We start from the raw sequence: 13,150 nt of genomic DNA on the forward strand, positions 1-13,150 counted from the left end.
CCGTGCGTATCACCCGGCTCCACATTCAGAATTTCCGCTGCATTAAAGACCTCGCCATCGACCTTGGCGAGACCACCGTCTTTATCGGGCAGAACAACGCCGGGAAAACCGCGATCATTGATTCTGTCCGCATCGTTCTGACAAGGCGGTGGGGGCAGCGCGGCACGGGCTTCACTGAGAACGACGTTCACCGGCCCGACCCCGATGGAGATCCCCGCGCGCTCCCGCCTGTGACCATCACGCTGATCATGGAAGAGGGCGAGCCCGGAGAGTGGGACCCTGACATGGTCGCTGCGCTCAACGACATCCGGCGCGAGCTGGGGAGCGGCAAAGGCCGCGGCCCGCACTGGCTGATTTTCAATGACGAGGCGCACCACGCCTACCGTCGCGGCGACGCGGAGGCTGACGACCAGTCACTCGACGAGGACAAGGACCTCGCAAAGAAGAACGAGCGGGAAGCGACAATCTGGATTGAAGGGCTCGACCGGATCAACAAGCTCGCGGGCGGCAGCCGTAGGCGTGGCATCAATCTCTGCATCGACCTATCCGCGACGCCCTTCTACATTCAAGGCTCCGGCAACGAGGTCGGCAAGCCGTTCCCGTGGGTCGTGTCCGATTTTGGCTTGCTCGACGCGATCGAATCCGGGCTGGTCAAAATCCCGCAGCTCCCCGCGCGGGACGTGACGGGTGCCGAAGAGGCCGCCTATTTCAACATCTGGAGATGGGTGCAAGCAAAGGCGAAGGAAGAGGGCTACGGCACCAACCTGACCCCCGAAATCGTGATGAACTATGCCAGCGCGCCGATCAATCTTCTGGCGGCGGAGTGGCATCAGCGATTCGTAGAATGGGAGCAGTTCTCGAAGCAGCAACACAAGCACCCTGTGCCGCCGGTGTTCATCGTGGTCTGCCGTGACACCGCCGTCGCGAAAGAGGTTCATGCTTGGCTGGCGAACGGGAATGACGGCTACGGCGTGTCGCCGCCATGGTTCCGCAACACGCCGGGCCAGGAAGTGACGGTCCGCATCGACTCCAAAGTCATCGAAGACATCGAGGAAGGCGGCACCAAGGATGAGACGCGCCGGTTGCGCTTCATCCTCGACACCGTGGGCAAGGCCGAGTGGCCGGGCGGCAAGGTGCCGGAGGATTGGTCGGAACTGGTACGCAAGCACAATGATAAGGTCGAGAGCGACGACAATGACGGCGCGCTGAAATGGATCGACGAGCGCATCCCGCCCGGCAGGGACGTGCGCTGTATCGTCTCTGTAGCCATGCTCGCAGAGGGCTGGGACGCCAACACTGTCACCCACATCGTCGGACTGCGCCCGTTCGGTTCGCAACTTCTATGCGAGCAGGTCGTGGGCCGCGCGCTGCGCCGCAAGAGCTACGCGCTGAACGAAGACACCCAGATGTTCGCCGAAGAGACGGCCAAGGTCTTCGGCGTGCCGTTCGAGTTGATCCCGTTCAAGGTCGCTCCGGCGGGGCCGACGCCGCCGCAGCCAGACCCCAACCATATCTATTCCGTGCCGGAGAAGGCGGCATTCGAGATCACCTTTCCGATCGTGACTGGCTATCATCAGTCCGGTCAGTTCGAGGTCTTCGTCGATTGGGATCAAGTCGCCAAGGTGACCATCGATCCGATGAAGATTCCGCAGATCGTTGAGTTGACCCCGCTCACGACCCCGGATGGCGCTCTTGCGGCCTACGGTCCCGGCGAGAAGCCGGTTCTCTCACTGAAAGACTGGCGGGCGATGTTCCGCGATCAGCAGGTGGCGTTCCGGCTGGCGCGGGAAATCTGCACGCGCTGGCAGGCCGACAACGGAGCGGCAGCCGTCCCGATACAGCAGCTCTTCCCGAAGGTCGCGTTTGCGGCCAAGCGGTTTCTGGCCGAGAAACTGGATCGAAAGGGCGGTAGCCAGCCCTGCGACGTGCTTCTGGTCGGCGAGTACATGCAGGCTGCGATCGGTTCTCTTCTTGAGGCGATCAAGAAGGGATCTTCGACCGCCCAATCCGAAGTCGCCGTTGTGCCGCAGGGGGCCGCCGGTCGGGGAAGCACGCTGTTCGTGGATTTCCACACGACCAAGCCGATCTATCCGGTGACACGCTGCCATCTCAACGCGATGGTCGCCGACACCCAGAAGTGGGAGCAGAGCTCGGCCTTCCTTCTCGACAGCCATCCCGGCGTGAAAAAATGGGTGAAGAACGATCGGCTGGGTTTCTTCATTCCCTACCGCAATCGAGGACTTCCGGCGCGCTATATCCCGGACTTCCTTCTCGTCACTGACACGGATCAGAACGTGGTTGTGGAGATCAAGGGGCAGGTGACCGACGGCGCGGACGCCAAAGCCAAAGCCGCGCAACGGTGGACAGCGGCCGTCAACCGTCTGGGGCAAAACGGCACTTGGCACTACCTTCTGGTCACCGATCCCGGACGCATAGGCGACATGCTCAACCTATTCACGGAAGCCCAATGGGATGAAGGGCCATTCGAGTTGAGATAGTCATCAAAGCGGCACGCTTCGGGAGCCCATTTTCCAGCAGCAGAGCCCGATCAACCGCCCTCGCGGTGCCGGCGTTCGTCCCAGCACACTGCGAAGCTGCGGCTTGTGTGCTTTGCCCGTGTAGACGGATATGCTGGCACTTCGTCGCTATTTTAAGCCGTTTGTGTCGACCGTTGCGACCGCCCTTCCCTTTCGGCCAACCACTCTTACCTCGATCTCACGATGCTCCGGTTCTTCGGCTATTTCCGACACGATCCGGTGGGCCATCGCGATCGCTCGAGCGTCGTCATCGTGCGGTTCTCCTTTTCGATCCAGGTACTCCTCCTCGCCGCTGTAGATGTGGAAGTAATAGCGGGGCATTCATCCTCCTTCGGGGCCAAGCTGCATCAATCAGAAGCCGGGTTGACCTTGAGAAATACACGGTCATCCCAAGACGAGATGTTCCAGCGATACGCTCCGCCGAAGGACCCGGGCGTTTCGTCGGCGTTGGTCTGGATGACTGTGCCGGACACGGTCACGGTCAACGTTCCGTTGGGCACAATGGCGATCTGATCGAGTTCGGCGCGGGCTCGTTCCGGAATCTCTGGCGTACTGACTTCAATGGTTCCGTCGTCCATGCGCCGAATGCTCAGGAAGTTATCGGCTTGCGACTTCGCCCGCGTATTCGGCACGCCGATTGCGGACCCGCTTGCGTCCAGCTCGCCGGTGAGATTGACGACGAGATCAAAGCGCCCTTCCCCGGCATAGGTGAAGCGCTCAAAGCCGGGCATTCGAGCGGCCTTGCGCTCTTCCGCCCGCATCCGGTCCTCTTCCTGTTCTGTGAGCACGTGGCCGTCGGCAAGCGCTTTAGCGACGCGGGGATCAGCGAGGCGGGTTTCGACACGCATGTCGTACTCGTACCCCTCGAGCACGATGTTGGCGTCGATGGTTTCCGGCACGAGGCAACCGGTCAGAAGCACTCCAACCGCAATGGCCGCGGCGGCATTGCGGGCGAGCGAAAACAGCCTGGCCATCAGCGATAGGCTCCCGGGAAAATGATGTCCTGCTCGACGATGATGTTGAACCCATAACCTGGGCGGATGGTGAGGGTCGGCTGGACATTGAGATTGCGGGAGATGGTCTGGTCCGCTACCCGGCCGAAGCTTTCCGCGAAATTGCGCCGTGCGGCATCCGAGGCGGTGTCCTGCGTCGCAAGCGTCGAGCTTTCTGGCACCGCCATGTCGATGCCGGTGCCGATCAGGGCGATGAGGATCGCGGAGCCGAATGTCTGCAGGAATTTGTTATCGACTTGATCGCGGAAGCCGCCATAGCCTTGCGCGTCGACGCCGGCCATGCCGCCGATCTGCAGTGTCGATCCATTCGGGAAAATGAGATCAGTCCAGATCACCAGCACCCGGCTTTGCCCGAACGAGACATTGGAATCGTACCGGCCAAAGAGCTTGGCCCCTTGCGGCACCAACAGCCGATGGCCGGTCGCACTGTCATAGACGTTCTGGCTGACCTGGGCGGTGATCCGGCCGGGGAGGTCGGAGTTGATACCGGTCACGAGCGTTGCCGGGATCACCGAACCGCGTTTGAGCTCAAAGGGCGACTGCTGCGGCACGACGCGGTTCGGCAGATAACCGAGATCGGCAATGCTCTGATTGAAGAAGTCAGTCTTGCCGGCCTGGTTGTTCGGGTCGGCCTGTTGCCCGGCGCCGCCGGCGCGCAGCGCAGCCGCATAAAGATCGGCCATGCCGGCGCGATCGCCAGGCGCGCCCTGCCCCGTCGTCGCCTGTTGCGTTCCCGCTTGTGCCGCTTGCCCTACGTTACCGATATTGACCGCAATCGGGCTATCGTAGGCAGCATCGTCGGCCTGGAGCCTGGCCATACGCTGCTGATGCAGCAAGCGAAACATCTGCTCGTCCTGTTCCCTTTGCAGCCGCTCACGCCAGTCGGCTTCACTTTCGACCGGCGCCGTCTGTTGCTGTTGCTGTGTTGTCGGCTGGCGCGGGAAAGGATTGGTGGATTGTGGCTCCTTCTCCACCTGTTCGACCGGCTGCACCACCTGAATCTGCTGCGCGGGGCGCGGCTCCTCGATCACGCCGTCCGAAACGCCGCGCTTGAGCTGGTCGGCGAAATCGGTCGCCGGCGCGCCGGTCGAGGTATCGAGCGTGCCCCCACTCCGGTTGAGGCCGCGGATCGAGAGGCCCCAAATGATAACGCCGAAGAAAAGGACGACCAGGCCGATGAAGAGAAAGACCGGCAGCTTGTTCAAGCGCCGGATTTTGGGCTTCTCGTCGCCGCCTTCGGCGCCGGGAGAGAGATCGAGCGAACTCATGGCTCCCCCCTCAGGTCGTACGCTGCATGACAGACAGCGGGCTTGTCGGTGTCGCGCCGGTCGCCGACATCGCATAGGAGCGGGTCAGCTCCACCGAAGGCGTCGAAATCCGGGTCATGACGGCGCCCTCGAACGTGTCGATGACATAGGCGAGCGGGATCATCGTGTCGCCGGAGGCCTCCTGGTTCGAAGCAACGGCATAGCCCCAGCCGCGCAGCGACTCTTCGAGCGCGAGGCCGAATGCGGAATCGTCGGGCTTGATGACGATCGTCCCGGTGCCCGGGCCAACATGCTCGGCGAGCTTGGAGACCATGTCGCCGGCGACGGCCGCAGCCGCGGCCGGCGAGAGATTGGCGGCATCGGCACTGACGGTCGGCGTGAAGTATCCTCCGCCCGTGGTGGTGCATCCGGTTGTTGCGCCGGTGAGAAGAACGAGTGCCAGAACACGGGAAAGTCGGTGGATGGCGCGCATGATCAGCCCCTCCTCGAAATGGTGATCTTCTGCTGGCGGGAGCCGACGCCGGAAAGCAGCACGGCGCGATCGAACACATAGTCCACGATCATCATCGTGCCGTTGAGCCGGTAATTGACGATACGGTTTTCGCCGCCCGAGACGACGAACAGCACCGGCGCATCGCCGCTCATCATCTGGCCGGGGAACTGAATGTAGGTCTTGGCGCCATCGGTGTAGACGCGGGTCGGGCGCCAGCGGGCTTGTCCGCTGATAGTGAAATTGAAGCTCAGGTTTTCGGCCGGGACGCCGGCGCCGGGGATGATGCTCGCCTCGACGCGCGCGTTGAGGGCATCGAACTTGGCCTGCACGTCCTCGGGATATTCGAAGGCAACGCGGGCCATGTAGTCGCGATGATGCGACCTGAGCCGGATGTGGTAGGTGCGCCGCGATGTCGTCACCACCATGGACGTCTCGAGCCCGGGTTCCGAAGGCTTGACGATCAGGTGGATTTTCTGGCCTTCGGCCGAGCCGGAGGTTGCCGGCTCGACCTTCCAGCGAACCGTGTCGCCCACCAGCACGTCACGCACGGCTTCTCCGGCCTGCAGCTCGATTTCGCAGAGCTGGAGGGGCGAGCAAACGACGGACGGCTGCGTTTGGCCGTAGAGGTAAATGACCTTGCCGTCCGGCCCCCGCGTCATCACCGCGGCCGTGCCCTGCCACTGAGTGGAAAGTCCGGTTCCCCGCGCTTCGTTGCCGCTGAGGCCCTGCTGATCGGCCGCAACGGCGACATTGAGGGCGAACGTGCCCAGCAACAGGGTTGCCGCACACACGCCCGCGTGCATTTTCTTGAGGTTGAACATTACTCTTACTCCGCGAGCGTTTCTCAAAGCTGGGCTGTCCAATCGAAATCCTTGAGGTAGAGGCCGATCGGGTTCAGACGAATGACCGCCTCGTCCTGGGGCGGCGAAAGAGTCACGGTGGCGATGCCGCGAAAGCGGCGGGTGCGTAGTTCCTTGCCCGCGCGGTCGCGCTCGATCTCGCTCCAGTCGACCTGGTAGCTCTGGTTCGAGAGGGCGACGACGTTGTTGACCTCGATCGAGACCGTCATGGTGCGGGCGCGATCGAAAGGCGAATTGTTGCGGAACCAGTTGTTGACCTTCTCGGTCGCCGGGTCCTGCTGCTTCAGCATCGCGTAGGTGCGGTCGATATATCCCTTCTGCACGGTCGCATCCGGGGTGATCGACCGGAAATTCGACACCCAGGCGCCGAGCATCGAGCGCACAACGCGCTCGTCGGCATATTCGATCTGCGCGGGGAAGCCGGCCAGGACAGCCGCCCCGAGCTTGTCGACCTCGACCACATAGGGAACGAGCTTGACTTGTGTCGACTGATAGAGGGCATAGCCGAACCCGATCACCGCCATGCTCATCGAAAGCAGGCCGACGGTGCGCCAGGCCGAGGCCGCGCGCATGTAGCTGCCGTAGCGCTCGTTCCACTCATAGCGGGCGGCCAGATACGGATTGTCGGGGTATTTTCGCTTCGCCATCTAGCCTCGCCTGATACGGCCGGCCGACCTCACGAGTCGGCGTCCATCTTTTTGTTTGAACTTCTGGAACTGGTGCCCGGATTGGTGCCTTGCCGCAGCTTGTCGTTGGCAAGGCCGAGGGTCGAACCCATCTTGGCGCCGGGGATGCCCATCAACTTGTCGGTCGCCGCGGAGCCGACCGCGCCACCCGCGGCTTTCAACCCGGCCATTGCAGCCGCGCCACGCGATGCGCCGGCTTGCGATGCCGCCGAGGCGGCAGCCATCCCACCTTTGACGACGCCGGCGCCGCCGGCCGCCATGCCAGCACCGACCGCCGCGAACCCGGCAACCTGGCCACCGCTGCGGATGGCTTCCATGCCGTTGCCGACGGAAACGCCCTGGACGACGCCCTGAATGATGTTCGGCACGTACATGGAGATCATGAAGACGACGACCGAAATGCCCGCGATCGTCAGGGTAGTGAGGAATTGATCGTCGGAAGCCGTATCGTTCGAAAGGCCGATTAGCACCTCGGAGCCGATGCGCGCGATCATCACGAGGCCCATCAGCTTCATGCCGACTGAGAAGGCGTAAACGAGGTAGCGGACCGCGAAATCCTTGGTAAAGGACGAGCCACCAAGGCCAAGCATGATCATGCCGGCGAGCAGACCGACATACATTTCGACCAGAACGGCCACGAAGATCGCCGCTACGAGGGCAAAGCAGATGACAACGACGATCATCGCGAAGACCGAGGCCATGGCGAGGGCATTGTCCTCCCAAAGGCCGAACCGGGCATTTTCTGAGAGTTCGGATGCTACTTTGACGCCGGCATTAAAGACGTCGGCCGGCGAAGCCGACCCGCCATCCGCGCCGAGCTGAAACAGGCTATCGACAACCGACTTGGCCAAGTCCGGACCCTGCTGCAGAACAAAGAGGAAGAAGCCGATGAAGAGGCTTCTCCGCACAAGCTCTGCAAACCATGTGTCAAGCGACGGAGCCTGGATCGCGAGCCAGATCGCCGCGATACCCACTTCTATGCCGGCCAGTATCCAAAACAGCGAGGTTGCCGCATTGATGACGGTGTCCTGCCAGCCCTGCGCTGCGCTGGCGACCTGATTTTCGAGATCGGTCAGGATCGAACCGTCCTGCGCAAAGGCCGGATCGACCATGGCAAGCCCGGCGATCATCAGCCCAGCCAATCTCAATAGCATCGAAGCGCGCATGACTCAGTTGTCGCCCCAGCGGGGCGCTATCTGCTGGCCTCCCGAGGTGGGGTAGTCGTCGGGATTGGCGTTGAAAAAGTCCTTTGCCCGCTCGGCGGCTGCCTCGCGTCCCGCCGCTTCTTGCTCGGCAAGTTCGACTTGGCGCTGGAGGAGCGCTTTCACTTCCGGATCGGTGCTCGGGATGAACACATAGGACGCCGCGCCGCCTGCAAGGGCGGCAACGATCGCGATCACGACGACGATGGGGAGTTTGAGCGTTGCCATGGGGTCACCACCGAGGCTGCATTTGTTGGCCGCCGGAGGTGGACGGTGCGGTAGAGCCGAAAAAGGCGTCGCGGCGAGCCTGAGCGAGATCCTTTTCAGCCTGCTCCGACTGATACCAGGTGCCCATCATGGTCATCTGCTGAGAAACGAGACCGCGAAGCTTCTGCATCTGCTCGACCTGTTGGGTCGCGATCTGATGCCCGACCTGCAAGGCCTTCATCTGGCCATCAGCCGACTCCGATTGGGAGCGTAGTTGCGCCATGGTGGATTCTTCGGTTGAGAACTGATCGGCCGTGAGGCCAGCCGCCGCCAGCGTTCCACCGATTGTGTCACGGTTGGTGTCCGACCAGGACTGATAGCTCGACGAGAAATCCTGCCCGTTCGGAAGACCGTTCTGGAAATCGGCGTAGCTGTCGAAACGCTGCTTGAGCACATCGTCGAGGTTTCCCATCGAGAAGGCCATGCCCTGGCCCTGCTGCACGATGCCTTGCAGGTTGGCGAGGTCCTGTTGAGCCTGTCCCCACACGTGATCGGGAAGCTGCATGGTGTTCTGCAGCATGTTCTCGTAGATTCGAATCTGGTTTGCGATCTGCTCCACCTGGTTGGAGATCTGCGTCACCTGATTTGCGATCTGCTCGGCGTTCTGCCCGCCGAGCGCGATCAGCTCCCCATTGTTGAGGATCTGCGTGAACTCGGTCGCGCCGGTGAGCGCCCCGCTGGCTTGGGCCGGCGCGGCAGGGCTGACAGCGATCAGGACGCTTGCGAGAGAACTACGCAAGAAGAGCTTCGGCATTTTCGATACCTCTATGCTTGAGCCAGTGGACGGGCCATTCGTCGCCATGGTGGACGCGCAGCTCATCGACGCGCTTGATGGCGGCCTTGTCCGACGCGCCGACGAAAGACAGGGTGATGGGCCCGAGGGCCATGTCGAACAGACGCCGGCCGTCAGGCGAAGCGACGTAATATTCACGCTTTGGCAGAGCGGTCGCGACGATCTCGATTTGCCGCTCGTTGAAGCCGATGCGCTCATAGAACTCGCGCGTGCCGCTTTCGCGCGCTGCGCCGTTCGGCAGGCAAATCTTGGTCGGACAGCTTTCCTTGAGCACGTCGATGATGCCGGACTTTTCCGCGTCCGAGATTGACTGCGTTGCCAGAACGACGGCGCAATTGGCCTTGCGCAGCACCTTCAGCCATTCGCGGATCTTCTCGCGGAAGGCCGGATGGCCGAGCATCAGCCAGGCCTCATCGAGGATGATGAGGCTGGGGGCGCCGGTCAGGCGCTTTTCGATGCGACGGAAGAGGTAGAGCAGCACCGGCACCAGGTTGCGGTCGCCGAGGTTCATCAATTCCTCGATCTCGAATGTCTGGAAATCCGAGAGGGTCAGGCCATCCCGCTCGGCATCGAGCAGATGCCCCATGGGACCATCGACGGTGTAGTGGCGCAGCGCGTCCTTGATCTCCCGCACCTGCACACCCGACACGAAATCTGAGATCGACCGGCGCGTCGAGGCGGCCATAAGCTCGATCTGCCTGGCGATCGCATTGCGATGGTCGGGCGTCACTTTCACACCCTGCAGCTCGACAAGGGTTTCCAGCCATCCGGCCGCCCAGGCCTTGTCGCCATCATCTTCCAATTGGGAAAGCGGGCAGAAGGTTAGCGCCCCCCCTGCCCCGACATCATAGTGATCGCCGCCGACGGCGACCGTCAGCGGGTACATCGACTTGCCCTTGTCGAAGGCGAAGAGCTGGGCTTGTCTGTAGCGGCGGAACTGCGCGGCGATCAGCGCTAGCAGCGTCGACTTGCCCGATCCGGTCGGACCGAAGATCAGGGTATGACCCACGTCGCCAGAATGGAGGTTCAGACGGAACGGCGATGATCCGCTTGCAACCTGCATCAGCGGCGGCGAGCCGTCGGGATAGAACGGGCACGGCGCCACCGGTGAGCCCGACCACACCGAGTTGAGCGGCACCAGATCGGCAAGGTTGCGGGTATTGACCAGCGGTTCGCGGATGTTGGCGTACCAGTTGCCGGGCACACTCCCAAGAAAAGCCTCGGTTGCGTTCAGCGTTTCGATGCGCGCGGCAAAGCCTTCGGCCTGGATCAGCCGGCGCACGCCTTCGGTCTTTTCGCGAAGACGAGCTTCATCGTCGTCGAACATGACGATGACCGGCGTATAGTAGCCATAGGCGACGAGCTGTGAATTGGCCTCGGCAATGGCGTCTTCGGTCTCCGCCACCATCAGCGCCGCGTCCTGGTCGATCGCGCCCGAATTGGTCTGAAATAGCTGGTCCATGAACGGCCGCACCTTTTGCAGCCACTTCTTGCGCGTGCGCTCGAGCCTTTGGGGGGCCTCGATCGGATCGAGGAAGACGAAGCGGCTCGACCAGCGATAGGTGAGCGGCATCAGGTCCAGAGAATTGAGAATGCCCGGCCAGCTTTCGGCCGGAAAGCCGTCGATCGCCACGACCGCCAGATAGCGGTTGTCGACCAGTGGCGAGAGACCGTGATGGAACTCGGCCGTGACGACGAAATCGAGATACATCGGAATGTCGGGAAGGCGGACCGGATGGTTTTCGCCGACGATGCAGAAGCGGGCGAATTGCAGCAGATCATCATATTTGGCGATGCGGCTGCCGCCGCGTTCCATGGTCTCCTGTGTGACCATGCGGCGGATCGAGACGACGTTTGCCATATATTGCTCGAATTCGCGGATCGAACGCCGGAAGTGATCGAGCGCGCGATCGGCAAAGGTCGTCGCGCGGGACTCATCGTCCGAATAGACATATTTGACGAGGCCGGACTTGCGCTTCTCCGGTTCGCGATAGGTCAGGATGATGGCGTGCTGGCTCTCATAGTGCCCGTCCGCTGCCTCGAAACGCTTGCGCCGTTCCTCATCGATCAGTGCGCTCACCTTGTCAGGGAAGTGGCAGTTGTCCCGTGCTGGGTAGGCCGTCGCCGGCACGCGCACGGCTTCGACCTGGATCATCCAGCCGGTGCCAAGGCGGGCGAGAATGGCATTGATCTGGCGGCTGACCTCATTGCGCTCGAAATCGGTCGAACTTTCGCTGTCCGGACCGGCGAAATACCAGCCGGCCATCAGGCTCCCGTCCTTGAGCAAGAGCGTGCCGTTGTCGATCAAGGCCGCATACGGCAGCAGATCGGAAAAGGACGGGCCGGAATGGCGAAACCTCTTGAGCGCAACCATAGTCAGAACGTCCGCCAGGGCGTGGAGGTCGGCCGGTAGTAGGGCCGGTATTTGATGTGGCGCAGGTAGACGCGGCGCATCAGCGGATCGGCTTTTGCCATCATGCGCAGTAGCCCGACTACCACGATCCAGACACCCACGCCGAGCAGCGCCGACACGGTCGTCAGGATGACGAAGACGAGAATGACCGCGGCGAGCCCAGTCAGAAGCACCAGCTCACGGTCAGCCCCAAAGAGCAACGTTGGACGCGAAAGGGCGCGGTGTATCCGCGCCGTCGCCAGCCGGCTTTCCCTTTCAGCCATGCGGGGCAACCGCCGGCGCTTGTTCGTGCGCCTTAAGCGGCACGCCGATGGACGAGCCGCTGGAACCGAAGAGACCGACGATCTGTGTTGCGCCGAGCAGGATGCCGGCGACGAGCACGATGTAGCAAAGCCGGCGGGCGAAATCGTTCAACTCGCCGCCGAAGATCAGCATGCCGCCGGCAATGGCGACCGCCGCGAGCGCAATGGCGCCGGCGACCGGGCCGGTGATGGATTCCTGAATCTGTTCGAGAGGCCCTTCCCAGGGCAGGCCCCCTCCCCCGCTGCTGGCGAGCGCCGGTTCGATCATGACGAGCGATGCGGCCGCGAGGCCAAGGAGAAGCGTGAGAGCCTTCTTAGACGACATGAAGATTTCTTCCCTGCATGGATTCCGATTTCGACGCGCCGACCGGCGTGGTGAGGTATCGCCCGTCGTGAAAGCCTTCGACCTTCAGGATCTCGCGAACGGTTCGCCCGCCAGGAGCGCGTTCGATCGAGACGATCAGGTCGACCGCCTCTCCGATGACTTCCGGCATCGGCTGGGAGCTGACTTCGGCAACGAGCTGTTCAAGGCGGGTAAGAGCGGCGGCGGCCGAGTTCGAGTGAACCGTCGCGATACCGCCCGGATGGCCGGTGTTCCACGCCTTCAAGAGAGTGAGGGCCGCGCCATCGCGGACCTCGCCCACGATGATGCGGTCTGGACGCAGCCGCATCGTCGATTTCAATAGACGGCCCATATCGACCGTGTCGGTGGTGTGCAGGATCACATGGTTTTCCGCCGCGCATTGGATCTCGGCGGTGTCTTCCAGGATCACCAACCGATGCTCCGGCGTGGTCTCGACCAGCTCCGCCAGGATTGCATTGGTGAGCGTGGTCTTGCCTGTCCCTGTGCCGCCAGACACGACGATGTTGAGCCGGTTGACGATCGCATCGCGGATCACATCGACCTGCTCGGGTGTCATGATGCCATCGGCGACATACTGATCGAGGCGGATCAGCATCGAGGCGCGCTTGCGTATCGTGAACATTGGCGCGGGCGCTGCCGGCGGCAAGAGCCCTTCGAAGCGATGCCCCCCAATGGGCAGTTCCCCGGAGATGATCGGCCGGTCTTGGTCGACTTCGGTCTTGAGGGCGTGGGCGACCTTGCCGATGACGGTCTCGGCGTCATGGGAGGCCATCCGCCCCGCCGCCGCTATCCCCTGCCCTACCCGCTCGATGAATAGATTGCCGTCGGGGTTCAGCATCACCTCGACGACCTTCGGATCATCGAGCGCGCTCGTGATCGAGGCGCCGAGTGCGTCCTGCAGGCTGAGGATCAGCCGTCGTGTCGACTCGCTCATGAATCGCCCCCCGAGCTG

At 62.5% G+C, this 13,150-nt stretch carries 14 protein-coding genes; 1 reads left to right on the top strand and 13 read right to left on the bottom strand.

The genetic code is table 11. From position 1 onward, the window contains the following. The first annotated feature begins 2 nt into the window (after positions 1-2). A complete protein-coding gene (locus R3D65_RS06135) occupies positions 3-2,498 on the top strand; it encodes an AAA family ATPase (protein ID WP_156715737.1) in 2,496 nt (831 codons plus the stop codon). Between the two features lie 147 nt (positions 2,499-2,645). Here the strand turns inward: R3D65_RS06135 and R3D65_RS06140 are convergent, their stop codons facing one another. From R3D65_RS06140 to trbB, 13 genes are read right to left on the bottom strand one after another with little or no spacing between them, the layout of a single operon-like run. Beyond that, positions 2,646-2,858 carry a hypothetical protein gene (locus R3D65_RS06140; RefSeq protein WP_156715739.1) on the bottom strand — a complete coding sequence of 71 codons (213 nt, stop codon included), beginning with the start codon at positions 2,856-2,858 and terminating at the stop codon, positions 2,646-2,648. A 26-nt stretch (positions 2,859-2,884) separates the two neighbouring features. After that, positions 2,885-3,511: a hypothetical protein gene (locus R3D65_RS06145; protein ID WP_156715742.1), complete on the bottom strand. Its 627-nt coding sequence runs from the start codon at positions 3,509-3,511 to the stop codon at positions 2,885-2,887. Then, a complete protein-coding gene (gene trbI, locus R3D65_RS06150) occupies positions 3,511-4,818 on the bottom strand; it encodes an IncP-type conjugal transfer protein TrbI (protein WP_156715744.1) in 1,308 nt (435 codons plus the stop codon). The genes R3D65_RS06145 and trbI overlap by 1 nt, the downstream gene beginning before the upstream one ends. 10 nt (positions 4,819-4,828) lie before the next feature. Continuing rightward, positions 4,829-5,290 carry a conjugal transfer protein TrbH gene (trbH, locus tag R3D65_RS06155; RefSeq protein WP_156715746.1) on the bottom strand — a complete coding sequence of 154 codons (462 nt, stop codon included), beginning with the start codon at positions 5,288-5,290 and terminating at the stop codon, positions 4,829-4,831. Between the two features lie 2 nt (positions 5,291-5,292). Further along, positions 5,293-6,114: a P-type conjugative transfer protein TrbG gene (trbG, locus tag R3D65_RS06160; protein WP_246188832.1), complete on the bottom strand. Its 822-nt coding sequence runs from the start codon at positions 6,112-6,114 to the stop codon at positions 5,293-5,295. Positions 6,115-6,155: 41 nt separating this feature from the next. Then, positions 6,156-6,818 carry a conjugal transfer protein TrbF gene (gene trbF, locus R3D65_RS06165; RefSeq protein ID WP_046110280.1) on the bottom strand — a complete coding sequence of 221 codons (663 nt, stop codon included), beginning with the start codon at positions 6,816-6,818 and terminating at the stop codon, positions 6,156-6,158. Positions 6,819-6,847: 29 nt separating this feature from the next. Beyond that, positions 6,848-8,023, bottom strand: coding sequence for a P-type conjugative transfer protein TrbL (gene trbL / locus R3D65_RS06170; protein ID WP_156715750.1), 1,176 nt, complete (start codon positions 8,021-8,023; stop codon positions 6,848-6,850). Positions 8,024-8,026: 3 nt separating this feature from the next. Continuing rightward, positions 8,027-8,287, bottom strand: coding sequence for a DUF2749 domain-containing protein (locus tag R3D65_RS06175; protein ID WP_156715752.1), 261 nt, complete (start codon positions 8,285-8,287; stop codon positions 8,027-8,029). 4 nt (positions 8,288-8,291) lie between these two features. Then, a complete protein-coding gene (gene trbJ / locus R3D65_RS06180) occupies positions 8,292-9,080 on the bottom strand; it encodes a P-type conjugative transfer protein TrbJ (RefSeq protein ID WP_156715754.1) in 789 nt (262 codons plus the stop codon). Beyond that, positions 9,058-11,493: a conjugal transfer protein TrbE gene (locus R3D65_RS06185; protein WP_371274371.1), complete on the bottom strand. Its 2,436-nt coding sequence runs from the start codon at positions 11,491-11,493 to the stop codon at positions 9,058-9,060. The genes trbJ and R3D65_RS06185 overlap by 23 nt, the downstream gene beginning before the upstream one ends. Positions 11,494-11,495: 2 nt before the next feature. Beyond that, positions 11,496-11,795, bottom strand: coding sequence for a conjugal transfer protein TrbD (locus tag R3D65_RS06190; RefSeq protein ID WP_156715758.1), 300 nt, complete (start codon positions 11,793-11,795; stop codon positions 11,496-11,498). Then, positions 11,788-12,159 (bottom strand): TrbC/VirB2 family protein, encoded by a 372-nt coding sequence (locus R3D65_RS06195; protein WP_156715760.1) that lies wholly within the window; start codon positions 12,157-12,159, stop codon positions 11,788-11,790. The genes R3D65_RS06190 and R3D65_RS06195 overlap by 8 nt, the downstream gene beginning before the upstream one ends. Next, positions 12,149-13,132: a P-type conjugative transfer ATPase TrbB gene (trbB, locus tag R3D65_RS06200; protein WP_156715762.1), complete on the bottom strand. Its 984-nt coding sequence runs from the start codon at positions 13,130-13,132 to the stop codon at positions 12,149-12,151. The genes R3D65_RS06195 and trbB overlap by 11 nt, the downstream gene beginning before the upstream one ends. Positions 13,133-13,150: the final 18 nt, after the last annotated feature.

The sequence above is a fragment of the Zhengella sp. genome (assembly GCF_041397485.1).
Classification (GTDB): Bacteria; Pseudomonadota; Alphaproteobacteria; order Rhizobiales; family Rhizobiaceae; genus Zhengella.